The sequence below is a fragment of the uncultured Paracoccus sp. genome, from assembly GCF_945915435.1.
Taxonomy (GTDB): domain Bacteria; phylum Pseudomonadota; class Alphaproteobacteria; order Rhodobacterales; family Rhodobacteraceae; genus Paracoccus.
Genome location: NZ_CAMEFG010000029.1, coordinates 1 through 25,755, shown reverse-complemented (window position 1 = coordinate 25,755; position 25,755 = coordinate 1). Strand labels below are relative to the sequence as shown.

Below are 25,755 nucleotides of genomic sequence, written 5' to 3'. Positions count from 1 at the left end.
GGGGGCAAGATGCCTTGCCCCGCCAATCGCAGGAGCGGAACCGATCCGCATTGCCGCCGCGCCCCCGCCCGCCAGACGCATCGGCGAATGGTGCGGCGCGGTCCCCCGGAAACGCGCGTCATCCCCCTCGCGTGACGGCCAGCCCCGGCGGAAACCGAAGGGGGCGTCAGCGGCGCCGGACCTCATCGGCTTGCCGGCGCGCCGGAAGGGATTTGCCCCACAGGCTCGTCCGCTCTCGGTAAAGGGCGGGGATGGCCAGCGAGGCGATCGCCAGAAGCGCGATGGCGGTCTTGGTCCATTCGTCGAAGGGACCATGATGATATTCAAAGCCCTTCAGCAGGTAGATCACGATCACATGCCAGACATAGACATGCAGCGAATGCCGCCCGAGCAGCCGCAGGAAGGGCAGGTCGAAGATCCAGCGCATTCCCTTGCCAATCGCCCGCACGATGCCGTTTTGCGCGCGCGACCCCGCCATCACCATCCAGGCGACCAGGTATCCCGTCGCCATGAAGTTCGCCAGATAGACGAAGCTGAACTCGACCCTGCTGTCGAGGCTTCTGAACTTCTGGCCCATTTCCTCGGGCATGAGACCGAAGGTAAAGCCCAGGCGGATGGCCATGAAGAACAGGACCAGCGTAAATGCCGCCCAGGCCAGGGCGGTGCTGCGAGGGTCGAAGACCTTGCCCCAGTCGATCCGTTCAGCCGCCGTCAGCGCGCCAAGCACCAGCCCGGACATGAAGACAACCTGCCAGGCAAGCACGTTGAAGGCCGTGCGCAGCAACCTGCCGTCATGGACCAGGTCCAGCACATGCCGCGCGCCGTCGGCCAGCGGGTAATGCAGGCCAAGCTGGACGCCGACCCACAGCACGGCGGAAAAAGCCGCGACCCACATCCAGCGCCCGGTGACGCACAGCCAGACCAGCGGCGGCGACACCAGCATGTAGATGATATATTGCGGCAGGATATCCATGTAGGTCGGCTGGAACAGCAGCAACAGCGACGCGATGGCATAGGCGGGGTCGTGGCTGGAAAGGTTCCACAGCCACGGCTCCCAATAGGTGGCCGAGCCTTTCAGGATCAGGCCAAGGGCCATGATTGCCAGCAGGGAACCGGCGGCGTAGCGATAGATCTCCCACGCCCGCGCACGGATCTTGCGCGCACCCGCCCCGTAGCCGTCCCGCAGCATCCGCCGGGCATAGACCATGCCGACCAGCAGCCCCGACAGGAACACGAAGCCTTGCGCGTCCTGCACGAATCCCAGCTCTCCGTGGTTGATCTTCACCAGCAGATAGCCGCCCGCGAATGTCAGGTGGTTCAGCATCATGAAGACGAGGAAATATCCCCGCATGCCGTCCAGTATCTCCAGCCGCTGCATGGTTCCCTTTCGATGCCGTTGCGGGATCGCAGGAATAACCCAAGGCCGGCCCGCCGGGCGCATCACGATCCGTTCAGCGCACGAAAGCGGCCATTTCCCGCCTGTATCGGCGCGGGCCGTCCCGTCCCCTGCACCGTCCGGGGCAGGACCATTCTGCAACAGGCAATGCGGTGAAAGGCCCGGATTCGCTTGACCTTTGCCATAGGCATCCGCCATCACGGATTCCATTACAGTTGAAACTTTTTGCCGCGCCGGAAGCCAGCCATGAACATCGAGTCCTTCTTTCCCTATCGCATCGCCATCACCGCCGAGGCATTCTCGCGCCAGTTGGTGGCCGTCTACGGGCGGACCTACGGGCTTTCGCGCGAGGAATGGCGGCTGCTGTTCCTGCTTGAGGATGCGGGCGAACTCAATTCGCTGCAAATTCCGCAGCGGACCTCGCTGGACAAGGTGCAGGTCAGCCGCGCCGCCTCGCGGCTGGAAGCAAAGGGGCTGATCCTGCGCTCGATCCCCGGTTCGGACCGCCGGTTGCGCGTCTACCGCATCACGCAAAAGGGCCGCGAGCTGTTCAGCCGCGCCTTCCGCGAGGTCGAGGCGCGCGCAACCGAAATCCTTGCCGCCATGCCCGAGGCCGACCGCGAGGCGCTGTTTCGCGGCATCGCCGCGCTGGACCAGGCCATCGCCAGCACCCCCCGCGAGGATCCGGGCGCGCAAAGCCATCCCCGTCCCGGCGACGGCGCGGATCGGGCGGAATAGCGCCGCGCGCCCTGCCCCACGGCATCGGTCCTTGACATCGTTGCCGTTGCAATGAATATTCATTTCAACGGAAACAAGTTGTGGATCGGAGTAATCGTCATGACCACGCACGACCTGCCGCGCGGGATGATCCGCGCCTCGGGCGCCACCGGCACGCATGAGGGCTACATGCCCGGCTTCGGCAACGACTTCGAGACCGAGGCGCTGCCGGGCGCGCTGCCGCAAGGCCAGAACAGCCCCCAGAAATGCGCATACGGCCTTTATGCCGAGCAGTTGTCAGGCACCGCCTTCACCGCGCCGCGCGGGCAGAACGAACGGACCTGGTGCTATCGCATCCGCCCCTCGGTCCATCACACGGGCCGTTTCAAGCCCATCGACGTGCCCTATTGGAAGACCGCGCCGAACATCCTGCCCCATGATCCGAACCGGCAGAACATCATGTCGCTGGGCCAGTATCGCTGGGACCCGATCCCGGTCCCGGATCAGGATCTGACCTGGATCACCGGGATGCGCAGCATCACCACGGCGGGCGACGTGAACATCCAGGTCGGCATGGCCAGCCATGTCTACCTGGTCACGCAGTCGATGCAGGACGAATATTTCTTTTCCGCCGACAGCGAATTGCTGGTCGTCCCGCAAGAGGGCAAGCTGCGCTTTTGCACCGAGCTTGGCATCATCGACCTTGAGCCGAAGGAAATCGCCATCATCCCGCGCGGTCTGGTCTACCGCGTCGAGGTGCTGGAAGGCCCCTGCCGGGGTTTCGTCTGCGAGAATTACGGGCAGAAGTTCGACCTGCCCGGCCGTGGTCCCATCGGCGCGAACTGCCTTGCCAACCCGCGCGACTTCAAATGCCCGGTTGCGGCCTTCGAGGATCGCGAGACCCGTTCGCGCGTCGTCATCAAGTGGTGCGGCCAGTTCCACGAAACCTGGATCGACCACTCGCCCCTGGACGTGGTGGCCTGGCACGGCAATTATTGCGCCTACAAATACGACCTGCGGACCTATTCGCCGGTGGGCGCGATCCTGTTCGATCACCCCGACCCGTCGATCTTCACCGTGCTGACCGCCCCTTCGGGGCAGGAGGGCACGGCCAATATCGACTTCGTGCTGTTCCGCGAACGCTGGATGGTGGCCGAGCATTCCTTCCGCCCGCCGTGGTATCACAAGAACATCATGTCCGAGCTGATGGGCAATATCTACGGCCAGTATGACGCCAAGCCCGAAGGCTTCATGCCCGGCGGCATCAGCCTGCACAACTGCATGCTGCCCCACGGTCCCGACCGCGCCGCCTTCGAAGGCGCCAGCAACGCCGATCTGAAGCCCGAGAAGCTGGACAACACCATGTCCTTCATGTTCGAGACCCGTTTCCCCCAGCACCTGACCGAATTCGCCGCGCGCGAGGCCCCGATGCAAGAGGAATATATCGAGGTCTGGAACCAGCTTGAAAAGAAGTTCGACGGAACGCCCGGCGTGAAGTGATCCTCCCAAGGCCGGGGGTTTCACCCCCGGACCCCCGAGGGTATTTGCATGATGAAGAAGGAAAGCCAGACATGGCCCTGATCCGTTCCTGGGTGGAAAGCGCCAATCGGCCCGATTGCCCCTTTCCCCTGAACAACCTGCCCTATGGGGTGTTTTCGACCGGCGATGCGCCGCGCTGCGGCGTGGCCATCGGCGACATGATCCTGGACCTGGCAGAGTGCGAGGCGCGCGGATTGCTGGACGCGGGGGGGAGTTTCGCGCAGCCCCGGCTCAATGATTTCATGGCGCTTGGCCGGGCGAAATGGGACGGGATCCGCGCCCGGCTGACCGCGCTTCTGGCCGAGGACGGCGACAGGACCCTGCCGCTGGTTGCGATGGCCGGGGCGGACATGCGCCTGCCGATCCGGGTCACCGAATTCACCGATTTCTATGCCTCGAAGAACCATGCCTTCAACGTGGGCGTGCTGTTTCGCGGCCCGGAAAATGCGCTGCCGCCGCAATGGACGCATATGCCGATCGGCTATAATGGCCGGGCGTCCTCGGTCGTCGTGTCGGGCACGGCGATCCGCCGCCCGATGGGGCAGGTCAAGGGCGAGAGCGGTCCCGAATGGGCCGCCTGCCGCCGCCTGGACCTTGAACTGGAACTGGGCGCCATCGTCGGCGCCGACAGTGCGATGGGCGCGCGGATCGGCGTCGAGGATGCCGAGGGGATGATCTTCGGCTATGTGCTGCTCAACGACTGGTCGGCGCGCGACATCCAGGCCTGGGAATACCAGCCGCTGGGGCCGTTCCAGTCCAAGGCGCTTGGCACCACCATCGGCGCCTGGGTGGTGACGCAGGCCGCGCTGGAGCCGTTTCGCTGCGAAGGGGCCGAGCGGGTGAACCCCCTGCTGCCCTATCTGCGCGAGGACCGGCCCGGCTTCTACGATCTGGAAATCGGCTGGACCATGAACGGCCAGGTGATGGGGCGGACGAATTACAACGTCATGTACTATTCCAGCGCCCAGCAACTGGCGCATCATACGCAATCGGGCTGTCCGATGCGGGTCGGCGACCTGCTGGGATCGGGCACGATCTCGGGGCCGTCGCCGGACCAGACCGGCGCGCTTCTGGAGATGACGCAGGGCGGCAAGGTGCCGGTCACGGTGAACGGCCAGCCCCGCACCTTCATCGAGGATGGCGACGAGATCGGGCTGTTCGCCCATGCGCAGGGCGCAGGCTATCGCATCGGCTTCGGTCCCTGCGCCGGGCGCATCCTGCCGGCGGTGGAATGAACATGGCCGAAACAGCGAACCCTGCGGGCGCCGCGCCGCAGGGGGGGCAGGTGATCCTGCACGATTACTGGCGATCCACCGCATCCTACCGGGTGCGCATCGCGTTGGCGCTGAAGGGCATCGCTTACCGGCGGGTGCCGGTCAACCTCGTGGCCGGCGAGCAGCGCGGCAGCGCGCATCTTGGCCTGAACCCGCAAGGCCTGGTCCCGGTGCTGGAGATCGACGGGCTTGTGCTGACCCAATCGCTGGCGATCGTCGAATATCTGGACGAGACCCGGCCCGCACCGTCGCTCATCCCCGCCGATCCCGCCGCGCGCGCCCATGTCCGGACGCTGGCGCTGGCCGTCGCCTGCGAGATCCATCCGGTGTCGAACCTTGCCGTCCTGTCGCGGGTCGAGGCGCTGGCCGGACCCCAGGCCCGCGCCGACTGGAACCGCGACAATATCGCCCACGGGCTGGCCGCGTTCGAGAAATTGCTGGATCATCCGGGGTTTGCGGGCAAGTTCTGTCATGGCGACCGCCCCGGTCTGGCCGATTGCGCGCTGGTCCCGCAGCTTTACAACGCCGACCGTTGGGGGGTGGGCTTTGCGCATCTGCCCCGGATCAGCGCCGTGGCACGGTCCTGCGAGGCTCATCCCGCCTTTCAGGCGGCCCATCCCGACCGCTTCGCGCCCAAGGCGCGGGCGGCGGTCGCGGGCTGATCGCATTGCGCCGGACGGGAAACCGCCCGGCGCCGAATGTCAGCCCGCCGCCGTCTGGCCGATGACATAGCCGAAGGTCAGCGCCGGACCCAGCGTGATGCCCGGTCCCGGATAGGCGCCCGACATGATCGAGTTGATGTCGTTGCCGCAGGCGAAAAGGCCGGGAATGACCTGTCCCTGACGATCCCTGACCTGCCCCGCCGCATTCACGTCCAGCCCCATCGAGGTGCCGATATCGCCGGGGAAGATCTCGACGGCGTAAAGCGGCCCCTCCAACGGGCGCAGGCAGGGGTTGGGGCGGTTTTCGGCGTCGCCCAGGTAACGCTGGTAGCTGGTCGAGCCTTTGCCGAAGGCCGGATCCTCGCCGCGCGCCGCCGTATCGTTGAAACCGGCCAGCGTGTGCGCCAGCGCATCGGGCGCGATTCCACATTGCCGGGCCAGGTCATCAGGCGTCGCGCCGCGCTTGAGATAGCCACTGGCCAGATGCCTGCCTATCGGCGCCGGCAAGGCATGGACCGCGCCCAGCCCATAGCGGCGGATCGCGCGATGATCGGCGATCAGCCAGGCGGAACGCTGCCCCTCGGCCAGCAGCTTGGCGATCAGGCCCTGCACGAAGTCGTGATAGCTCGACGCCTCGTTGACGAAGCGCCGCCCGTCATGGCCGACCGCGATCACCCCCGGCTTGGCGCGGTCCAGAAACAGGTGCGGGAACGGCCGGACCGAGCCGTCGGGGTTGGGCAAAAGCGAAACCGGCGTCCAGAATCCACCATTGGCGTTGGTATCGACGAAACCCGCGCCGATTGCTTCGGCGGCGGCGATCGCCCCCCCGGTTCCGCTGGTGGGGGACATCGAATAATGCGGCAGGCCGCGCCGGACATGGTCGAAGCTGGCCGCGCGGCGGGCGCTGTCATGGGGATAGCCCCCGGCGGCCAGCACCACGCCGCGGCGGGCGGTGACGCGGCGCAGGCCCTTCGGTCCCTTGACCTCGGCGCCGGTCACGCGGCCCGCCTCGTCCCGGATCAGGCCGGTCAGCTCATGGCCGGTGCAAAGGGGGATGTTCAGCGCAAACACCGTCTCGGCCAGGCGCCCCGACACGGCGGCGCCCATCACCAGCCGGGTATTGCGGCCCCAGGCCACGCGGTCGCGCAGGTATTTCGCGACCACCTTCACCGCGTATAGCGCCGATCTGGCCGAGCGGGTCATGCGCAGGAAGTGAAAGATATCGGGCCGCCCCAGCGGCATCCCGCCCAGGATGGTGAAATCCGGGATCGGCGGCCGCATCCGGTAAAGTTGCGCGCCCAGCTTGCGGCCATCGTAATCCAGCGCATCCAGCGCCCGCCCGCCCTCGGTCGCGCCATCGGCGTCCGAGTGATAGTCGGGCGAAACCACCCGGCAGGACATTTTCAGCGCGGTCCGTTCATGGAAGAAACCGATCGCTTCCGGCCCCTTGTCCAGAAAGGCATCCACCATTTCGGCGTTGAACAGATTGCCGGTTTCGCCCTGTATGTAACGGCGCGCGGCATCGCGGCTGTCCTCGATCCCCGCAGCGGCGGCGATCGGGTTGCAGGGCACCCAGATCGCGCCGCCCGATACGGCGGTCGAGCCGCCGAAGAGGTCGGATTTCTCGATGATGACCGGGTTCAACCCGTGGTGGCGGGCCGAGATGGCCGCCGCCATCCCCGCCGCGCCTGATCCCACGATCAGAAGATCGCAGCTTTCCGGCAGGTCCGGGTTGTCAGGCTTGCGCATGGATCGCCTCTTGCCGCGGATAGCGGCCCATCGCCCAGCCGCCGTCCACCGCCAGCACCTGCCCGGTGATGAAGGACGCCTCGTCGGACGCAAGGAAGCGGACCGCCCGCGCCACATCCTGGGGCAGGCCGGCGCGGCGCAGGGGGGCGCCGTCGATCATCTGGTGGCGGCGCCACTCTTCGGTGCGGATACGCTCGGCCGTCAGCGGCGTCTCGATCAGGCCGGGCGCGACCGCGTTCACCCGGATGCCGTTGGGGCCGAAATCCGTGGCCATCTGCCGCGTCAGCCCGATCACCGCCGCTTTCGATGCCGAATAGCCGCAGGAATTCTGCGCGCCGATCAGTCCGAAGATCGACGCCGTGTTGACGATGGCCCCGCCGCCGCTGCGCATCATCCGCCCCACCGCCCAGCGCGACAGGCGGAACAGGCCCAGCACGTTGATATCGAAATAGCGCGCCACGTCCTCGTCGCTGGTGTCGAGCGCATGGGCGCCGCGCGCCACCCCGGCGTTGTTGACCAGGATATCCAGCCGCAGCCCGGCCCCGTCCAGCGCCGCGCCGATCCGGTCGGGCAGGCCCGTATCGGTCACGTCGCCCTGAACGGCGGTCACGCCCTGCCGTTCGGCCAGCGCCGCGATCCCGGCGGCCTCGCGGTCCACCGCGACGACATTGGCCCCGGCGGCCAGCAGCGCCTCGGCGATGGCGGCGCCGATGCCCTGCCCCGCCCCGGTCACGACCGCGCTGCGCCCCTCAAGATTGCTGGGTTCGAGTGTCATGTTCATCTCCATCAAAAAGCGGCCGTGCCGCCGACCGACCGACCGCCATCGACGATCAGCACCTGTCCGGTGACGAATGCGGCGCGGGGGTCGGCAAAGAATGCGACGGCATGGGCGATATCTTCGGGGCAGCCCAGCTTGCCGGTGGGCTGCTGGGCGCGCAGCCCATCCAGCCCCTCGGCGCGCTCCAGCAGCATGTCGGTGGCGATGACGCCGGGGGCTACGGCGTTGACGGTGATCTGCCGTTCGGCCAGTTCCAGCGCCAGCGCCTTGGTAAAGCCCGCCACCCCGGCCTTGGACGCGACGTAATGGGCATAGTTCCGCGCCCCGAAGGCCGCGCGCGAGGCCAGGTTGACGATCCGCCCCCCTTCGGGCAGCACGCGGGCCGCCTGCTGGCACAGGGTGAACATCGCCACCAGGTTGACCTCATACATCCTGCGGAAGTCGCCGGCGGTCAGCGCATCGAAATCGCAGGTGTCGAAGATGCCCGCGTTATTGACCAGAACCCGCAGGTTCGGGGTGCGGTCGATCAGCGCCTGGGTGGCGGCCGGGTCGGTGATATCCAGGACCTCGGTGCGGGCCGTGTGGCCGGCTTCGGTCAGCAGGCGCAGGGTTTCGCCAGCCCCTTCGGCCGAGCGGTCGGCGACGACGACGGCGTGGCCTTCTTCGGCAAGGCGGCGCGCGATGGCGCGTCCGATGCCGGACCCGGCGCCGGTGACGATGGCGGATTGCATGGTGGACATTCTGTCTTGCCTTCACTGTCGATTGCAAAGCCATCCCGCCGGGGATGGCCGGATCGGCCTGTCCGGGGCGTTTTCCGCGCCCCGGACAGGTCCCGGATCAAAGCCCGTAGGCGTTTTCATCCACCTTGGCGTAGATTTCCGCATGGATCAGCTCGGCCAGCGCGTCGGGATCGTTGCGGTCGATATCGGCCAGCAGGCCACCCCATTTTTCTTGAAGAGCCAGGAACTCCTGCGCAATTTCCGTCGGGTCGGAGACCCTGCGTTCGGCCTCGGTGCGCTTGGGGAAGGTCTCGACGACGGTGGCGCGGAACGCCTCAAGCGCATCGACCAGCGACTGGTCCGGCTCATTGATGGCGGTGCCGCGCGCACGGGTCTTGTCCAGCGCATCGCTGGCGGCCTCTTCATAGCTGATCTGCTTCAGCGCCACCGCCCTGGCCGTGACGTCCAGGATCTGCCGCCGTGCCTCGGGACCGATATCGGTCCAGAAATCCTGGTTGAAAACATAGGTCACACCCAGGGAGGTGCCCTGATCCAGCATCGTCAACGAGCGCGTGACCTCGCCGAATTTGGGGCCGTTTTCAAGGTTGGTCGCATCGCCCAGCGTGCAGTCGATCGAGCCGCGTTCCAGCCCCGAATAGATATCCGGGCTGGGCACCGAGACAGGCACCGCACCAAGCGAGATGATCCATTCGTTCTGGGCCGTCCCCGCCGTGCGGATCTTCTTGCCGCGGATATCGTCGGTGCTGACGATATCCATCATGCAGGCGAACAGATAAACGGGGGTCGAATAGGCGCCCAGAACCACGGTGTTATGCTGGGTGTATTCTTCCTGGAAACGCGGGTTGGTCATCGCGATCTCGGTGAAGGCCAGCGCGGTCGCCATCGGATCGGTCGCGGTAAAGGCCAGGTCGTTGATCATGCCCGACAGCGGCAGTTCCGAGGGCGTATAGGACGCCGCGACCAGCCCAAGCTGGGCAACGCCATCACCCACGCCGCTGAGCGTCGTCGTGGGCGGCAGCAACGAGCTTGAGGTGTAAAGCTCGAAACTCACCTCTCCGCCGGTCGCCTCGGCGATGTCTTCGAGGTAGGGCACATAGGCGTCCTTGGTCAGGATATGGCCAGGCTCCAGCCATGTCGATGCCAGGTAATCCGCGGCCTGCGGCGCCGTTGCGAAAGCAAGCAGCGAAACGGCGGACAGAAGGTATTTCCTCATGGTCGTTCTCCCTTTTTGACCAGATGAATCGGGGGGCGGCCGCGATGCGCGGCCGGTCTAGTTCTGCATCAGTCCCGGCAGCCACAGCGTGATGATCGGGAAGAACAGCAGCAGGGCCAGCGTGACCAGGTCGATCACGATGAACCATGTCGCGCCGCGGAAGATCTCGCCCAGGCGGACCCGGCTGCCCAGCGCGGATTTGATGACGAAGACGTTCATGCCCATCGGCGGCGTGACCAGCCCGATTTCAAGCAGCTTCACGACGATGATGCCGAACCAGATCAGGTTCACGTCATGGGCGGCCAGCAGCGGACCCAGGACCGGCAACGTCAGCAGCATGATCGAGATCGATTCCAGGAACGCCCCCATTACGATGAACAGGATGCAGATGAACAGCAGGATCTGCCATGTCTCGAAACCGTCGAAGGCGCCGATGATCCAGGTCGGGATCGTGGCCAGCCCCACGAAGCGCGAGAAGAGCGCCGCGCCAAGGATCACCACGAAGATCTCGGCGGTCGCGGCGGCAGTCGCGAAAAGCGAGTTCCTGAAGATTGCGAAGCTCATCCGTCCGCGCAGCAGGGCCAGACACAGCGCGAGGAACGCCCCTGCGGCCCCGGCCTCGGTCGCGGTCACGACCCCGGCGAAGATGCCGCCCATGACGCCCGCGATCAGCACCGGCAGGGGCCAGGCATCGGCGATCAGGGCGCGCTTTTCCTCGGGTGTGACCTCGACCTTCACGCGCGGCGCAAGACCGGGATTGAGCATGCAGCGCACCGTGATCAGCCCGATGAACATCACCGCCGTCAGGATGCCCGGCAGGATTCCGGCGATGAAAAGCGTGTTGATGGGGGTGTTTAGGATGATGCCAAAGACGATCATCAGCACCGAAGGCGGGATCAGCGCGCCCAGCGTTCCCGCGGCGGCGACGCTTCCGGTCGCAAGCCCCTTGTCATATCCGGCGCGCAGCATCTCGGGCGATGCGATGCGGGCGAAGGCCGCCGCCGTCGCCACCGACGACCCCGAGGCCGAGGCGAACAGCCCCGAGGCCACCACCGTGGACGAGGCAAGCCCGCCCGGCAGCCACGTCAGCAGCACGCGCGCGGCGCCGAACAGGCCCTTGGTCAGCCCCGCCTCGACGGCGAAGAAACCCATCAGCAGGAACATGGGGATGGCCGACAGGTTCCAGTCCCCGATCAGGTTGAAGGGGATGGCCCTTGCGATGCCGACGGCCGGGTTCCAGCCCATCATCGCCCAGATACCCACGAAGGCGGTGCCGCCCATCGCCGCGCCGATGGGCACGCGAATGCCGATCAACCCCAGCATGACGGCGATGCCGATGAATCCGATCTCGATACGTTCCATGTCCATCCCTCAGAGGCCGTGCGGCTGGTCGTGTTCGGCGCCTTGTTCGGCGTCGCCGGTATCGCCGCCGAAGATCTTGACCAGCAGGATCAGGCAGGCGATCGCCATGCCCAGCGGCAGAAGAAACTTCGCGGGCCAGACCGTGACGCGCCACAGCCCGTCCATGGTTTCGTTGATCCGCCAGGCCCGCACGGCCACGCCCCAGGAAATCCAGCCCAGACCCGTGTAAAAGAGCAGGCTGACGACCTGTCCGGCCTTGCGCATCCACCATTGCGCGGCGGGGCCGACCTTTTCATAGACCAGATCGACCGAGATCGCCGTTCCCCGCGCCTCGACATAGGCCAGCGAAAGAAAGACGCAAGCGATCATGTAATAATTCGCCACGACCTCGGCGGTGCTGGGCACGGGCCTGTGCAGCAGATACTTGCCCGCCACGTCGGCCACGACATGCAGCATCATCAGGCAGACCGCCAACCCGGCCACCATGCCAAGCGCGTGGATCAGGTATCTCGTTGCGCGCATCTCCTCCCCCCTTCTTCAGTTGTCGAATGGCGCCGGGCGCTATTGCATCCGATAGCCGCCGTTGACGTCGATCACCGCGCCGGTGACATAGCCCGCGTCCCGCCCCATCAGGAACGCGACGGCGCCGGCGACATCCTCGGGCGTGCCGATGCGGTTCAGCGGAATGTTCTCCGCGATCCGCGCGTCGTTTTCAGGCGCCAGCGACTGGCGCAGCATCGGCGCGTCGATCAGCCCCGGCGCGACCGCGTTGACGGTGACGCCCAGTGGCGCCGCCTCGCGCGCGCCCGCCTTGATCAGCGCCATGACCGCCCCCTTCGAGGCGATATAGGCCGAGCTTGACCGATAGCCGCCCAGTTGCGCCGCGACCGAGGAAAAGCCCACGAAGCGCCCCCCGCCCGTTTTCCGGCGCGTGGCCAGCCGCAGGTATTCGCGCAGCAGCAGAAAGGTGCCGGTCGAGTTCACGTCCTGCGTAAGCTGCCAGTCCTTCAGCGCGATCTCGGTGATCGGCGGGCGCTCGCCATTGGCGGCGAAAAGCAGGATGCCCGCCGCGGCCACCACGTGATCGACAGGTGCGCCCAGCGATTGGGCCTCGGAAAAGGCAGCCGCGACGCCTTCCTCGCTGGCCACGTCCAGCGCGATCGCCCGATGTCCCTGCCCCGGCAGGGCATCCACCACCCGCTGCGCCGAATCAGCCGACAGATCGGCGGCCAGAACGCTGAAACCGTCCTGCGCCAGACGTTGGCATACGGCTTTCCCGATCCCTCCGGCGGCGCCTGTAACCAGCACGACTTCACCCATATCGAGCATCCCTTCCATTTCGTTACCAATGTAATGAACACATTTCTTAGACACATGCAAAATGTTTTTGCAGAAACTTGCATATATGGATACATTCTTGGAAATATTGCGAGGGAGCCGCTTTTTGACCGAAACACATACCAGCATGGAACTGGCCGTCGAAAAGCTGCGCGAGGCGATTCTGAGCGGAACGCTTCTGCCCGGCGACAAGCTGCATCAGGACCGGCTGGCCGAGATGCTGGGCATCTCGCGCACGCCCCTGCGGGCCGCTCTGACCTCGCTGACGCAGGCGGGGCTTGTGACCTATGAAAGCAACCGCGGCTTTGCGGTGCGCGAGTTTTCCCTGGACGAGGTCGCGGGGGCCTTTGCCGTGCGCGCGGAACTGGAGGCGATGGCCTGCCGCCTTGCCGCCGCCAACATGACCGAAGAGGACGCCCGCCATCTGGCCGGTCTGGTCAACGACGGCGACCGGCTGCTGGAAACCGGCGAGCTGAAGCCCGAAAACCTGGGGGACTACCGGCGGATGAACGTCGAGTTCCACACGGCGGTGATGCGCCTGTCCGGCAACCCCTGGATCCGCACCTTCATCCAGAGCCTGCACAACGTGCCCGCCGCATCCGACCGGGTGATCATGTGGCGCGACTTCAAGGTGATCGAGCGGTCCCATGACGACCACCGGCGCATCGCCCGCGCCCTGTCGCAGGGCCAGGGCGAACGGGCGGCGGCCCTGATGCGCGAACATATCACCTTTGCGCTGGAACACCTGCACCAGCAGCTTCAGCTTTATCCGCAGGATTTCCTGCGCGTTCCCAACCTGAACAAACCCGTCAAGCGCCGCATGGGCGGCCGTAGCAAAAGGACAAATCCATGACGATCCGCATCTTCTTCTCTCCTGCCTCGCCCTTCGTGCGCAAGGCGATGGTGGCCGCGCATGAACGCGGGGTCGGGATCGAAAAGCTGCCCTCGGCCGCATGGCCGGTCAAGCGCGACCCCGATATCGTGCGGCACAACTCGACCGGCAAGGTGCCGTGCCTGCTGCTGGACGACGACACGCCGGTTTTCGACAGCCGCGTGATCTCGGCCTGGATCGACGCGCAGGGGGTGACGGGCGCACCGCTTTACCCGCAGGACGCGCGCCGCTTTACCGTGCTGACCATCGAGGCCCTGGGCGACGCGATCCTGGAGGCCGCCCTGCTGCATCGCTACGAAAACGTGCTGCGCCCCGAGGACAAGCGGTGGGACGACTGGTCGCGCGGCCAGATGGAAAAGGTCGATTCCGGCCTCGACGATCTTGAAGGGCGCTGGTTCGACGATATCTCGGCCAGCTTCCATGCCGGGTCCATCGCGGCGGCCTGCACGCTTGGCTATCTCGATTTCCGCTTCCCCGACAAGGACTGGCGCAGCGCCCATCCCCGCCTTGCCGAATGGTTCGCCGAGGTGTCCGGGCGCGCCTCGATGCAGGCGACCGTTCCGGCGGCCTGACCGGCCCCGGCCCGAAAAGGAAGCGCGGCGGGGCAGACATATGGACCTTGGCGCGCAACTTGCCTAACCTGCCGCGGCATCCTGACGGAGACCGGCCCCATGCTTGAAGAACTTGCCAATACAGGCGTTGCGACGCTCAACCCCGCCCCGGCAACCGGGAAAGCGACGATCATCATCCTGGGAACGCCGCGATCGGGCACCTCGATGCCCGCGAAGGTCCTTGACGGTCTTGGCGTGTTCCTGGGCGACAGGTTCGGGCGCGGCGTGTTCGAGGACCAGCGCATCGCCATGTCCATCGAAAAGGATGCCGAACCCCTGGAGACGGTGATCCGGGACTATGACAGCCACGACATCTGGGCCTTCAAGCGCCCGCGCGTGTTCCGCCAGCTTGACCGCTGCCTGCACCTGTTCAGGAACCCCCGCCTGGTCGTCATGTCCCGCGATCCGGTGGCGGTGGCGATCAGGAACAATGTCTCGATGGGGCACGAGTTTCCCGCCTGTCTGAAGAATGCGTTGAAAGAGATGAACGACCTGTTCGATTTCGTCGGCAGACAGACGGTCCCCGTCCTGTGCGTCAGCTATGAAAAGGCGATGGCGGACCGGGTCGCCTTCGTGGACCGGATGACCGAATTCTGCGGCATAAGCGCCAGCGGCGAGCAACGAAAGCTGGCCACGGGCAACATGGAGAACGGACCGGAAAGCTATCTGATGTCCTCTCAGGTCAGGTTCCCCAGGAAATGAACGGATGGGCAGGCGTTTTCGCGGTTCTGATGGCGGGCGCGGCCTGTGCCGGCGATATTTCCGTGCCGTCGCAAGCCGATTGGGACGGCGCGCGCCGGACCGTCGCGCTGCCTTCGGGCCAGACCATCGGCTATGTAGAAATGGGAAACACCGGGGGCGAGCCGCTGATCCTGATCCACGGCTATACCGACAACAGCCGAAGCTGGTCGCTTCTGGCGCCGGAACTGGCGGATCGTCACATCTACGCCGTGGACCTGCGCGGGCATGGCAGTTCCTCGGCGCCCGAATGCTGCTATACGCTGATGGATTTCAGCCATGATCTGGCCGGGTTCATGGCGGAAAAAGGGATCGCAAGGGCGGATATCGCCGGTCATTCGCTTGGCTCGATGACCGCGGCGGTCTTTGCCGCGCGCCACCCCGAAAAGGTCGGCAAGCTTGTCCTGATCAGCACGGCCACCAGCATGCCGCCGGAATCGGGCGGCTGGCTATGGGAAAATGTTCCGCAACTGCCCCAGGACCTGGACCCCGACGGTGCCTTCATGCGGGACTGGTATTGGAACCCGACCCCCGTTTCGCCCGATTTCATCGACCGGGAACGCATGGAAAGCGCGGCAACCCCCAAACGGGTCTGGACCGGCGTGCTCGAGGGGCTGACCATGACCGACTGGACGCCCTATGCCGCACGGATCAAGGCCCCCGTGCTGATCCTGTGGGGCGATCAGGACGGGTTGTTCGACGCGGCCACCCAGGACCACCTGAAAACGATCCTGCCCGGCGCGCGGCATGAAACCTTTGCCGGACACGGCCATAACATGTTCTGGGAAGTGCCCGAGACCGTCGGCCCCACGCTGGAATCCTTCCTGTCCGAGTAGCCATGCGGCGGGCATGGACGAAAGCGGCGGAGGCCCTTCGCATCCGCCCGATACGGGCCGCGCGGATCGGGGACCGCAGCCTGTTCAAGACCGTTGACGCGAGGTGGGCGGGCCGGGTAACGGTTCCGGTCATGGGACGGACATCCACAAGACTTCTGCGCGCCTTCGCGCTATGGGCGATGTTGTCGCCCTTTGTCCTGTTGTCCCTGATCGCCCCCGGCGTGATGCCCGCCCGCGCGCAAGGCGGCGTGCTGATGCTGGTGATCTGCGACGGCGCGGGCATGACCGAGATCGCCGTCGATCCCCGGACCCTCCAGCCGGTCGAGACATCGCCCGACCACGATTCCGGTCCATGCTTCTGGGGCCTGGGCCACAGCCCGGTCGATCTTGTCGCCCCCGTCGAACCGCTGCCGGTCGCGATGCGAAGGCTGGCGCTGGACTTCCCGCCTGCCGCCACCGCCCTGATCGTGGCCCGCGCCACGGGCCTGCCACCCGCAACGGGACCACCCCTCGTCTGACGTTTCCTTCCTAGAAACCATCAGACACGGGAAAATATCCAATGACCGATACGACCAACGGGGTGGCGCGGCCCGCCCCGGCATCCGACCTCTATCGGGCGGTGTGGCGCTGGCATTTCTATGCCGGGCTGCTGGTGCTGCCTTTCCTGATCGCGCTATCGCTGACCGGCGCGGCCTATCTGTTTCACGATGAAATCGACAACTGGATCCATGCCGACCTGAAGCGGGTCGAGACCGTGGGGGACGGCGCGCTGGCCCCCTCGGCCATCCTTGCCGCCGCGCTTGGGGCACAGCCGGGCGAGGCGGTGAAATACACCGATCCGCCCAGGGACGACCTGTCCGCCGAGGTGACCGTGCGGACCGGGGACGGCAGCAATATCGCCGTCCATGTCGATCAATACAGCGGCAGGGTCCTGGGCAGCCTGCCCGACCAGGGAACCGTGGCCTGGACGATCCGGCGGCTGCATTCGCTGAAAATCCTGGGCCAGTCCCCGCGCATGATCATCGAGATGGCCGCCGGCTGGTCGGTCCTGCTGGTCGCCACCGGGATCTGGCTGTGGTGGCCGCGCGGGCAGAGAGGCGGCGTGGTCTCGGTCCGCGCCACTCCGGCGCGGCGGGTGTTCTGGCGCGACCTTCACGCGGTGACCGGCATCTTCGTCGGCGGCTTCATCGTATTCCTGGCGGTGACGGGGCTGCCCTGGTCCTCGGTCCTGGGCGGCAAGGTCAACCAATGGGCCAATGGCAGCAATTTCGGCTATCCGTCAGGCGTGCGGATCGACGTGCCGATGTCGGGCGCATATCTGGACCATGTCGCCAAGACAAGCTGGACGCTGGAACAGGCGCAAATTCCCCGCTCGCCGATGCCGGGACACGAGGGGCATGGCCCGGCGCAAGGCCATGAAGCGCATGGCCAACAGATACCGATCCCCGACGCCCGGCCCATCGGCATCGACGAGGTGGTCGCGATCCTGGACGGGCTGGGGCTGCATCGCGGCTATGCGGTCAACCTTCCGGCGGGACCCGAGGGGGTATTTTCCGGCTCGGTCTATCCCGCCGACCTCGCGCGGCAGCGAGTCGTCCATCTGGACCAGTATACGGGCCAGCCGCTGATCGACGTCTCCTATGCCGATTACGGGCCGATGGGGCGGGCGCTGGAATGGGGGATCAACACCCATATGGGCCAGACCTTCGGGACCGCCAACCAGATCGTGCTGCTGGCGGCCTGCCTTGCCACGGTCCTGCTGTCGGTCTCGGCCGCGGTGATGTGGTGGAAGCGCCGCCCCGCGGGTCGGCTGGGGGTGCCGCCGATGCCCTTGGACCGGCGGGTGTTCGTCGGGCTTTTCGTGCTGCTGGGGATCGGCGGGGTGGTCTTTCCACTGACGGGGATCTCGCTTGCGGCAATGATCGCGCTGGACCTGGCCTGGCAGGCGGTTGCGCGCAGGCGCGCCCTGCCGGGGTAATCAGGCCGCCAGCCGGTGCGCACCCCTTCGTCTGGGTCCCCATAGCGCGGCAAGGCCCAGCACCACCCCGGAAACCGTCGCGATCATCCCCGCGGCGGAAACCGAGTTGCGCCCGCCCAGCCACAGCGGCCCGTAACCCGCCAGCACATAGCCCAGCACGGCGGCAAGGGTGGCGAAGCCAAGGCTCCAGCCGATTTGCGGGCCGATGCGGTCAGTCATCATCCGCGCGCTGGCGGGCGGGCAGATGAACATGGCGATCACGATGATGGACCCCACCGCGTCGAAGGCCGCCACCGCCGCCACCGCGACCATGACCACCAGCCCGAAGCCGGTCGGGCCGGGCCGCGCGCCGATACTGGCTGCGAAACCGGCATCGAAGGTGCCGATCACCAGTTCTTTCCAGAACACCACCGTGAACGCCACCATCGCCAGCAGCACCAGCGCCAGCCGCCCAAGCTGCGGCGGCAGCGCGGCCAGCGCCACCGGGTCCGTCAGCGCCGCCCAGGATGTCCCACGCAGCCAGATCAGGCTTTCCAGATTGCCGTAAAGCGCATGTTCCACGTCCAGGTGGACCTTGCTGGTATCGCTCTGTTCCAGCAACAGCACGCCGGCGGCGAACAGCGTGGTAAAGACGACGCCCATCGCCGCGCCGGGCTCGATATTGCCAAGGCGGCGGATCAGCTCGATCAGTCCCACGGCGACGATGGCCGCGCCCGCAGCGCCGATCAGCATCGGCCCGGCGGCCAGAGTGCCGGTCAACAGGAAAGCCACCACGATGCCGGGCAGCGCGACGTGGCTGATGGCGTCGCCGATCAGGCTCTGACGGCGCAGGACCAGGAAATTGCCCGGCAGCGCGCAGGCGCAGCAGGCCAGCACCCCGATCAGGATCGGCGTCAGCGAAAGCTGCACGAAGGTGTTCGTCATATCCGCACCTCATGGAAATCCGACCCCGCGCCCAGCCTGCGGTCCAGATCGGCGATGAGATCGGGCGGCAGCACCTCGGCCAGCGGGCGGATGCCTTGCGAGGGCGAACCGGCGGCCGCTTCGGGGTGCAGGTTGCGATAGAGGCTCCAGCGCGCTTCGTCGCGTTGCGCGGCGGCGGCGGCGGCGCGGCCCTTCAGCGTGGCAACGCCGTCGGGGCGGATCCAGCCGCGCGCCTTCAGGCGGCGCAGGGTCTGGCTGTCATAGATCGGCTCGGCCCGCGCCAGTGCTATCAGGCCCTGTCTTTCATGCACCAGCCCCTGGAAACGCAGCCGGTGGGCGATCCCGGCCAGCAGCCCGCGCCGGGGCGAAAGCAGCATCGAGACCACGAAAAGCGCGAATGAAAACAGCACGATCAGCGAACCCGTCGGCAAGCCCCGGTCCAGCGAGGACACCACGGCCCCCAGCCAGGCCGCCACCGCGCCGATCATGGCCGCGATGACCACCATGCGGCCCGGCCGGTCGGTCCAGAACCGCGCGGCCACCGGCGGGATGATGGTCAGCGCCACGATCAGCACCAGCCCCGCGACCTTCAGCCCGATCACGGTCACCGCCATCAGCAGGCCCATCATCGCAAGGTCGGTCGCCCGGACATTGATCCCGCGCACGGCGGCATATTCGGCATCGAAGCAGACCAGCGTGAAGGGGCGGCGCAGCAGGAAGATCGCCAGCCCCGTGACGGCGGCGGCGATGGCGATGATCTGCGCCTCGGATCGCAGCATCCCCGCGGTCGATCCCAGCAGATAGCCCGAAAGCCCCGCCTGCCGCCCGGTCTGCAAGGTCTGGATCACCGTCATCAGCACCACGCCCGCGCCGAAAAAGACCGACAGCACCGCGCCGATGGCGGCATCCTCGGCCAGCCGGGTGCGCGCGGTCAGCCAGTCCACCACCAACAGCCCCAGCCCCGCCGAGATGCCCGCCCCGATCATCAGCCCCGGCAGCCAGCGCCCGTCGCCGCTCAGCCCCGCCATGATGATGAAGGCCAGCGCCAGCCCCGGCAGGGTGGCATGGCTGATCGCGTCCGATACCAGCGCGCGCTTGCGCAGCAGCACGAAACTGCCGATGGCCCCGGCGCTGGCGCCAAGGATCGCCGCGCCCACCGTCACCAGCGCGGTGTTGTAGCCCGCTTGCAGCAGCAGCGCCTGAAGAAACCCGTTCATCGCCCTACCCCACCGCGATGCGGTCGATCTGCGCCACAGCCAGCCGCCCGCCATAGGCCGATTGCAGGTTTTCGGGCGTGAAGGTGGCCGACACCGGCCCGTCGGCGATCTTGCGCAGGTTCAGGATCAGCACATGGCTGAAATAATCCTGCACCGTCGCCAGGTCGTGATGGACGCAGATGATCGTCTTGCCCTGCGCGTTCAGGTCCTTCAGCACCGCGATGATGGCGCGCTCGGTCGCGGCATCGACGCCGGCGAAAGGCTCGTCCATGACATAGAGGTCGGCCTGCTGCGCCAGCGCGCGGGCCAGAAAGACACGCTGCTGCTGGCCGCCGGAAAGCTGGCCGATCTGGCGATGGGCGAAACCCTGCATGCCCACGCGCTCAAGGCATTCCATCGCACGGCTGCGGTGCCGTGCCCCGGCGAAGCGCAGGAAACCGATCTCACGATATTGCCCCATCAGCACGACATCCAGCACGGTCGCCGGAAAGTCCCAGTCCACGCTGGCACGTTGCGGCACATAGGCGATGCGGTGGCGGGCGTCCCGCCACGGCGCGCCGAACACCGTCACCTTGCCCGAGACGCGCGGCACGATCCCCAGCGCCGCCTTGATCAGCGTCGATTTTCCCGCCCCGTTCGGCCCGATCACCGCCAGCATCGCGCCCGGCGGCGTCACGAAATCGACCGAGAACAGCACCGGCTTGTCGCCATAGCTGACGGTCATTCCGGCGATGGCCAGCGGGCTTTCGGGGTGATCGGCGGCCAGCGTGCGGCCATCTTGCGCGACCAGTTCGGGCATGGGTTTCATGGGGATACCTCTTCGGCCCCGGACGGGGACTTGCCGGTGTTGAGGCTGAAGGCAAGCAGCAGGGCCAGCCCCACCGCCGCCAGAAGGAAGGGGGCCGCCGGGGCAAGCCCGTAAAGCCCGGTCGCGATCAGCGGGCCGGTGACCATCGCCAACCCCTGCGCGGCGGCAACGGTGCCCGCGGCCGAGCCTTGCTCATCCGGGCCGACCGAATTGGCGGCCAGCGCCTGAAAGGACGGCACGACCGCGCCCAGCCCGACGGCCAGCAGGCAGAAGGCGCCGATCAGCAGCGGCGCCGTGCCCGCCAGCGCGACGCCAAGCGCGGCCGCCACGGCGATGGCGACACCGCCGCGGATCCATGTCAGCGGCGCGACCTGTTTGGCCGCCGCGACCCCCATCTGGACGGCGATCAGGCAGATGCCGATGCCGCCAAGCGCATAGCCCGCCATGCGTGCGCCGTCCTGGGGCGACAGGTCCAGCCGGTCGATCATCAGGAAGCCGACGCAGATCTGCGCCGCGTTGATCGTGAACATCGAGACATAGGCGGCCACGACCGGCAGCCTCAGCCGGGGATCGGCCAGCCGGACGGCGCGCCTCGGCCCGCCCGCCTGCACCGGCGGACCCGCGGGCAGGAAGCGCCACAGCAAGAACAGCGCGACCAGCGGCAGGGCAGCGAATGCGTAAAGCGGCATCGCCAGCCCGCGGCCCGCCAGCAGGCTGGCGATAAACGGCCCCGCGACCATGCCGATACCCGCCGCAGCCCCCAGCCGCGCCATGTAGGACGCCCGCGCTTGGGGCGGGATATTGTCGGCCACCAGCGCGCCCGAGACCGGCGGCACCGCCGCATAGAACAGCCCCAGCAGCCCGCGCGCCACGATCAGCAGGCACAGCGACAGCAGCACCGGCGGCGGCGAGGGCAGCGCCATCAGCACGAACAGCGCCAGCAGCATGTATCCGCCCGCGAAACCGCCCACGCCGACCAGCAGCACGGGCTTGCGCCCCAGCCGGTCGCTTGCCCCGCCCCAGGCACGGGCCGAGAGCATCCACAGCAGCCCCGCCACGCTGACCACCGCGCCGGCATGCCAGTCCGCCAGCCCAAGGGCGCGGATCAGCGGGCCTGCGACGGCGTTGAATCCCATCATCGCGCTCATGCACAGCGCGACGGAAACGGCAAGCGGCGTGACGGAAAACATCTGCGGCACCTTCAGGTCATGGGCGAAAGCCCGAACGGGTTGCAGGTGGCCGGGCGCAAACGCGGCCACCTGCGAATGTCGTAAGGGCAAACGCGCCCCGATGGCAGGCCTATTCCCCCAGCCGGTCGTTCATGCCCTTTTCGGGCGCCTCGCCGCCAAGGGCGCGGGTGATCGTGGTCACGTTGTGGTCGATCATGCCGATATAGGTGCCCTCGTAGGTGCCCGGATCGCCCATCGCGTCGGAAAACAGCTCGCCCCCGATGGTCACGGTATGGCCCTGCGCCCCGGCACCCTCGACCAGCGCCATGACGTTGCGGTCGGAAACCGAGGATTCGACGAAGATCGCCCCGATCCCGCGATCCACCAGCACGCCGACCAGATTCTCGATCTGGGCAAGACCGGCCTCGGATTCGGTGGAAATGCCCTGGATGCCCATCACCTCGTAATCATAGGCCGCGCCGAAATAGTTGAAGGCGTCATGGGCGGTGACCAGCACGCGGGCGTCCTGCGGCACGGTGGCCAGCACTTCGCCGGAATATTCGCCCAGGGCCGCGATCTCGGCCAGATGCGCCTCGGCATTGGCGGCGAAGGTGTCGGCCCCCTCGGGGTCGATCTCGGTCAGCGCATCACGGGCGGCCTCGACCACGCCGGACCACAGCGAGGGGTCCATCCAGACGTGGGGATCGTTGCGGCCCTCATATTCCTCATCCGCCAGCAGCCTGTTCCCGGGCAGCCCCTCGGCCAGCGCGATCACGGTCTTTTCGCCGGCAAGGTCGCGGAAGAAATCCTCGAGCTGGGCTTCGAGGTAAAGCCCGTGCCAGAAGACCGCATCCGCCCCGGTCATGGCCGCGATGTCGGAACGGGTCTGGCGGTAGGTATGCGGATCGACCCCCGGCCCCATCAGCGCCTGAACCTCGACCCGGTCGCCGCCGACCTGCGCCACGGCGTCGGCGATCATGCCGGTGGTGGCGACGACCGACAGCTTGCCGTCCTGCGCCAGGGCCGGGGCCAGTCCCAGACCGGAAACCAGCGCGGCGGCACCGGCACCGGCCAGCAGCGAACGCCTGAACATCGCGAACATGTGCATCTCCTTCTTGCAAACGATTCGCATTATGAATAGCAGCCATGCCAGCCGATGCAACTGCAATTCATTCGCATTATCACTTGACCGCAAAAGGCGGGATGGCGCATATTTATTGCGAATCAATCTCAATAGATAACGGCCGCCACGACCCGGCCCTGCCCCCAGCCACCCGGAGAAAGCCATGAATGCCCGCACCTCGCCCGAAGACCTCGCCATCGACGCCGCGACCCCGGTCCGGCGTGACTATCTGTGGCTGGAACTGACCAGCGCGGGAAACCGGGCCTTCGGCGAGGGCGCATCCGATGCTGCGCGCAAGCTGTATACCCGTGCGCTGCAAGAGGCCGACCGGCTGTTCGATACCGGAAACGCGGATGACATCTCGGTCCCGCTGCCCGCGATCCTGAACATCTCGTGCCACAACCTTGCCGAACTGGCCGCGCGGAACGGCGAGCAGGCGGAATGCACCCGCCTGCTGGTCCATGCCTTCGACCGGCTGGCGGCCACCGCACGCCGCCCCACGGCGGGGCTGGAACTGCGCACGGCCTGCGTGCAGCATCTGAAATATGCGCTGCTGGAACTGGCCGCGCATCTGACGCGGCTGGGCGACCCCGCCCTGCCCCCGCAGCATTTCATCGACCGCGCCCGCAAGGCCGCCTCGGCGGTCCGTCACGCATCCGAACATGCGCGGCGCGCGGACGGTGACGCCTGCGGCCATTGCCGCCTGCCCCATTGATTTCGCCAACCGCCCGGCGACAGGAACGGGGCGGACCAACCAGCAAGAAAGCGAGAAAGACCGAACATGAAGACCCTGACCGATGCGATGAAGGACATGCTGGCCACGCAGCTACCGATCCAGGCGACCGTGACCAAGGGCGGCATCCCCAATATCGGCCCCAAGCGCAGCCTGCGCGTCTATGACGACAACACGCTGATCTTCAACGAAAACACCGGCGGCCAGACGCTGCGGAACATGCAGGACGGGTCAAAAATCGCCGTTGCCGTGATCGACCGCCAGAAGCTGGACGGCTATCGCTTTCTGGGCGCGCCCGAGGTGGTGGGCGACGGCGCGCCATTCGACAATGCGCTGGCCTTTGCCGAGGCGAATGGCATGAAGACGCCGAAATTCGCCGTCCTTGTCCATATCGAGGAAATCTTTTCCCTGCGCTCGGGCGCCGATGCGGGCAAGAGGATGGATGAACTGACCGCATGACCAAGGCAGGCACGGCCGGATTTGCCCCTGCCTGGACAGGCGGGGGCAATCCAGCGGCACTGGCCCGGCGTCAATTCGTCCTGGAGCAACTCAACCGCCCCAGAACGCAGGCCGAACTGCGCGACCGGCTTGGCATGAGCCGCTAGGGCGCCCTGCATCTTCTGCGCCGCAGGGCGCGGGACGGGCTGATCCGCCCTGCCGAAAAGGCGGGCGTGACGCAAATCCGGGAACGCCAAGGCCCCAAGGGCTGAAGGCGTCCCATTCCCCTCGAACCGGGCAAGGCCGGGGCATTCGCGCCCCGGGGCCACGGCCAGCCTTGCCCGCCAACAGCAAGAGAGCGAAATGGCACTCATCAACACGCAGATCCGCCCCTTCAGGGCACAGGCCTTCAAACAGGGCAGTTTCATCACGGTGACCGAAGCCGACGTGCTGGGGAAATGGGCGGTGTTCTTTTTCTACCCCGCCGATTTCACCTTCGTCTGCCCGACCGAACTGGGCGATCTGGCCGACCATCACGGCGATTTTCAAAACCTGGGGGTCGAGGTGTTCTCGGTCTCGACCGATACCCACTTCACGCACAAGGCATGGCATGACGCCTCGGACACCATCGGCAGGATCCGATATGCCATGATCGGCGATCCGGTGGGCCTTTTGACGCGAAACTTCGACGCCATGCGCGAGGACGAAGGGCTGGCCCATCGCGCGACCTTCATCGTCGATCCCGACGGCATCATTCAGGCGGTCGAGATCACCGCCGAAGGCATCGGACGCAACGCCGCCGACCTTCTGCGCAAGGTCGAGGCCGCGCAATATGTCCGCGACCATCCCGGCGAGGTCTGCCCGGCCAAATGGCGCGAAGGCGAACGGACGCTGACCCCTTCGCTGGACCTGGTCGGCAGGATCTGAGCGCGGCGGGCGGGCCGGTCCGTCACCGGCCCGCCTTTCACCGCCAGGGTGATGACCCTTGCGCCGCGACCTGCTATCGTGCCGGTTCACCTGCTGACAAAGGGCAAGATCGCGCGCATGACGGTAAATCTGGAAGAAAAGCTGGCCGAACTCTGCAAGCGGAAGGGGATGCGCCTGACCGGCCAGCGCCGGGTGATCCTGAAGGTCCTGTCCGAATCGCCCGACCACCCCGATGCCGAAGAGTTGCATCGCCGGGTCAGCCGGGTCGCGCCGGGCATATCCATCGCCACGGTCTACCGCACGGTCAACACGCTGGAAAACCACGGCCTGATCGAGCGTCACAGCTTTGCCGATGGCCGCGCCCGCTACGAGGCCAGCGATTCCGAACATCACGACCATTTCATCAATGTCGAAACCGACGAGGTGATCGAATTCCGCTGCGACGAGATCGAGCGCTTGCAGGAAAAGATCGCCAGCGACCACGGATTCGAAATCGTCGGCCACCGGCTGGAGATCTACGTCAGGCCGAAGGCGGACAGGGGGCAACGCGGCTAGCCAGCCAATCCGGGCCGGGGTCAAGCAGATCCGCGATC

Annotated in this window: 28 protein-coding genes; 15 read left to right on the top strand and 13 right to left on the bottom strand. The window is 66.6% G+C overall.

Translation table 11 applies throughout. The annotated features are described in order from the left end of the window. Positions 1 to 166: 166 nt before the first annotated feature. Complete coding sequence (locus Q0O97_RS10965) at positions 167 to 1,378, bottom strand: OpgC domain-containing protein (RefSeq protein WP_294928808.1); 1,212 nt, start codon at positions 1,376 to 1,378, stop codon at positions 167 to 169. A gap of 264 nt (positions 1,379 to 1,642) precedes the next feature. Here Q0O97_RS10965 and Q0O97_RS10960 point away from each other — a divergent pair, with 264 nt between their 5' ends. The 4 genes from Q0O97_RS10960 to maiA all read left to right on the top strand — a co-directional run bounded on the left by Q0O97_RS10960 (position 1,643) and on the right by maiA (position 5,588). Then, positions 1,643 to 2,134: a MarR family transcriptional regulator gene (locus Q0O97_RS10960; protein ID WP_294928805.1), complete on the top strand. Its 492-nt coding sequence runs from the start codon at positions 1,643 to 1,645 to the stop codon at positions 2,132 to 2,134. Positions 2,135 to 2,233: 99 nt separating this feature from the next. Continuing rightward, complete coding sequence (hmgA, locus tag Q0O97_RS10955) at positions 2,234 to 3,613, top strand: homogentisate 1,2-dioxygenase (RefSeq protein ID WP_294928802.1); 1,380 nt, start codon at positions 2,234 to 2,236, stop codon at positions 3,611 to 3,613. Positions 3,614 to 3,684: 71 nt separating this feature from the next. After that, entirely contained in the window at positions 3,685 to 4,887 is a 1,203-nt protein-coding gene (fahA, locus tag Q0O97_RS10950) for a fumarylacetoacetase (RefSeq protein WP_294928800.1), read from the top strand. A 2-nt stretch (positions 4,888 to 4,889) separates the two neighbouring features. Beyond that, positions 4,890 to 5,588 carry a maleylacetoacetate isomerase gene (gene maiA / locus Q0O97_RS10945; RefSeq protein ID WP_294928796.1) on the top strand — a complete coding sequence of 233 codons (699 nt, stop codon included), beginning with the start codon at positions 4,890 to 4,892 and terminating at the stop codon, positions 5,586 to 5,588. 39 nt (positions 5,589 to 5,627) lie between these two features. On the opposite strand, the gene Q0O97_RS10940 is transcribed toward maiA, so the two are convergent. From Q0O97_RS10940 to Q0O97_RS10910, 7 genes are all read right to left on the bottom strand, one after another. Next, entirely contained in the window at positions 5,628 to 7,337 is a 1,710-nt protein-coding gene (locus tag Q0O97_RS10940) for an FAD-dependent oxidoreductase (RefSeq protein ID WP_294928794.1), read from the bottom strand. Further along, entirely contained in the window at positions 7,324 to 8,112 is a 789-nt protein-coding gene (locus Q0O97_RS10935) for an SDR family oxidoreductase (protein WP_294928791.1), read from the bottom strand. The genes Q0O97_RS10940 and Q0O97_RS10935 overlap by 14 nt, the downstream gene beginning before the upstream one ends. Before the next feature lie 11 nt (positions 8,113 to 8,123). Then, entirely contained in the window at positions 8,124 to 8,855 is a 732-nt protein-coding gene (locus Q0O97_RS10930; protein ID WP_294928788.1) for an SDR family NAD(P)-dependent oxidoreductase, read from the bottom strand. A gap of 97 nt (positions 8,856 to 8,952) precedes the next feature. Continuing rightward, positions 8,953 to 10,068: a C4-dicarboxylate TRAP transporter substrate-binding protein gene (locus tag Q0O97_RS10925; RefSeq protein WP_294928785.1), complete on the bottom strand. Its 1,116-nt coding sequence runs from the start codon at positions 10,066 to 10,068 to the stop codon at positions 8,953 to 8,955. Between the two features lie 57 nt (positions 10,069 to 10,125). Beyond that, positions 10,126 to 11,430, bottom strand: a complete 1,305-nt coding sequence (locus Q0O97_RS10920; protein ID WP_294928782.1) for a TRAP transporter large permease subunit — start codon at positions 11,428 to 11,430, stop codon at positions 10,126 to 10,128. A gap of 9 nt (positions 11,431 to 11,439) precedes the next feature. Then, positions 11,440 to 11,952, bottom strand: coding sequence for a TRAP transporter small permease (locus Q0O97_RS10915; protein WP_294928779.1), 513 nt, complete (start codon positions 11,950 to 11,952; stop codon positions 11,440 to 11,442). Between the two features lie 39 nt (positions 11,953 to 11,991). Next, positions 11,992 to 12,750: an SDR family NAD(P)-dependent oxidoreductase gene (locus Q0O97_RS10910; RefSeq protein WP_294928776.1), complete on the bottom strand. Its 759-nt coding sequence runs from the start codon at positions 12,748 to 12,750 to the stop codon at positions 11,992 to 11,994. A gap of 124 nt (positions 12,751 to 12,874) precedes the next feature. Between Q0O97_RS10910 and Q0O97_RS10905 the strand changes: the two genes are divergently transcribed. From Q0O97_RS10905 to Q0O97_RS10880, 6 genes are all read left to right on the top strand, one after another. Continuing rightward, positions 12,875 to 13,621, top strand: coding sequence for a GntR family transcriptional regulator (locus Q0O97_RS10905; protein WP_294928773.1), 747 nt, complete (start codon positions 12,875 to 12,877; stop codon positions 13,619 to 13,621). Then, positions 13,618 to 14,232 carry a glutathione S-transferase family protein gene (locus tag Q0O97_RS10900; RefSeq protein ID WP_294928770.1) on the top strand — a complete coding sequence of 205 codons (615 nt, stop codon included), beginning with the start codon at positions 13,618 to 13,620 and terminating at the stop codon, positions 14,230 to 14,232. Before Q0O97_RS10905 ends, Q0O97_RS10900 begins: the two co-directional genes overlap by 4 nt. Before the next feature lie 99 nt (positions 14,233 to 14,331). Beyond that, positions 14,332 to 14,973, top strand: a complete 642-nt coding sequence (locus Q0O97_RS10895) for a sulfotransferase (protein ID WP_294928767.1) — start codon at positions 14,332 to 14,334, stop codon at positions 14,971 to 14,973. Then, a complete protein-coding gene (locus Q0O97_RS10890; RefSeq protein WP_294928764.1) occupies positions 14,970 to 15,845 on the top strand; it encodes an alpha/beta hydrolase in 876 nt (291 codons plus the stop codon). The genes Q0O97_RS10895 and Q0O97_RS10890 overlap by 4 nt, the downstream gene beginning before the upstream one ends. 131 nt (positions 15,846 to 15,976) lie before the next feature. After that, positions 15,977 to 16,363 (top strand): hypothetical protein, encoded by a 387-nt coding sequence (locus tag Q0O97_RS10885; RefSeq protein WP_294928761.1) that lies wholly within the window; start codon positions 15,977 to 15,979, stop codon positions 16,361 to 16,363. 41 nt (positions 16,364 to 16,404) lie between these two features. Continuing rightward, on the top strand, positions 16,405 to 17,823 hold the full coding sequence (locus Q0O97_RS10880; RefSeq protein ID WP_294928758.1) for a PepSY domain-containing protein: 1,419 nt from the start codon (positions 16,405 to 16,407) through the stop codon (positions 17,821 to 17,823). Here the strand turns inward: Q0O97_RS10880 and Q0O97_RS10875 are convergent, their stop codons facing one another. The 5 genes from Q0O97_RS10875 to Q0O97_RS10855 all read right to left on the bottom strand — a co-directional run bounded on the left by Q0O97_RS10875 (position 17,824) and on the right by Q0O97_RS10855 (position 23,049). Next, positions 17,824 to 18,747, bottom strand: a complete 924-nt coding sequence (locus tag Q0O97_RS10875) for a metal ABC transporter permease (RefSeq protein WP_294928755.1) — start codon at positions 18,745 to 18,747, stop codon at positions 17,824 to 17,826. Continuing rightward, positions 18,744 to 19,964: a metal ABC transporter permease gene (locus Q0O97_RS10870; RefSeq protein WP_294928751.1), complete on the bottom strand. Its 1,221-nt coding sequence runs from the start codon at positions 19,962 to 19,964 to the stop codon at positions 18,744 to 18,746. Before Q0O97_RS10870 ends, Q0O97_RS10875 begins: the two co-directional genes overlap by 4 nt. Positions 19,965 to 19,968: 4 nt before the next feature. Next, complete coding sequence (locus tag Q0O97_RS10865; protein ID WP_294928841.1) at positions 19,969 to 20,763, bottom strand: metal ABC transporter ATP-binding protein; 795 nt, start codon at positions 20,761 to 20,763, stop codon at positions 19,969 to 19,971. Positions 20,764 to 20,768: 5 nt separating this feature from the next. Beyond that, positions 20,769 to 21,962, bottom strand: a complete 1,194-nt coding sequence (locus Q0O97_RS10860) for an MFS transporter (protein WP_294928748.1) — start codon at positions 21,960 to 21,962, stop codon at positions 20,769 to 20,771. 109 nt (positions 21,963 to 22,071) lie between these two features. Further along, positions 22,072 to 23,049 (bottom strand): zinc ABC transporter substrate-binding protein, encoded by a 978-nt coding sequence (locus tag Q0O97_RS10855; RefSeq protein WP_294928745.1) that lies wholly within the window; start codon positions 23,047 to 23,049, stop codon positions 22,072 to 22,074. A gap of 178 nt (positions 23,050 to 23,227) precedes the next feature. Between Q0O97_RS10855 and Q0O97_RS10850 the strand changes: the two genes are divergently transcribed. The 5 genes from Q0O97_RS10850 to Q0O97_RS10830 all read left to right on the top strand — a co-directional run bounded on the left by Q0O97_RS10850 (position 23,228) and on the right by Q0O97_RS10830 (position 25,717). Next, positions 23,228 to 23,779: a hypothetical protein gene (locus Q0O97_RS10850; RefSeq protein WP_294928742.1), complete on the top strand. Its 552-nt coding sequence runs from the start codon at positions 23,228 to 23,230 to the stop codon at positions 23,777 to 23,779. Between the two features lie 66 nt (positions 23,780 to 23,845). After that, positions 23,846 to 24,256 carry a pyridoxamine 5'-phosphate oxidase family protein gene (locus Q0O97_RS10845; RefSeq protein ID WP_294928739.1) on the top strand — a complete coding sequence of 137 codons (411 nt, stop codon included), beginning with the start codon at positions 23,846 to 23,848 and terminating at the stop codon, positions 24,254 to 24,256. Next, the gene (locus Q0O97_RS10840) at positions 24,253 to 24,402 is read left to right on the top strand and encodes a hypothetical protein (RefSeq protein WP_294928736.1); all 150 of its coding nucleotides are present in this window, start codon (positions 24,253 to 24,255) and stop codon (positions 24,400 to 24,402) included. The genes Q0O97_RS10845 and Q0O97_RS10840 overlap by 4 nt, the downstream gene beginning before the upstream one ends. A gap of 196 nt (positions 24,403 to 24,598) precedes the next feature. Further along, a complete protein-coding gene (gene ahpC / locus Q0O97_RS10835) occupies positions 24,599 to 25,162 on the top strand; it encodes an alkyl hydroperoxide reductase subunit C (protein ID WP_294928734.1) in 564 nt (187 codons plus the stop codon). A gap of 117 nt (positions 25,163 to 25,279) precedes the next feature. Beyond that, positions 25,280 to 25,717, top strand: coding sequence for a Fur family transcriptional regulator (locus tag Q0O97_RS10830; RefSeq protein ID WP_294928731.1), 438 nt, complete (start codon positions 25,280 to 25,282; stop codon positions 25,715 to 25,717). Positions 25,718 to 25,755: the final 38 nt, after the last annotated feature.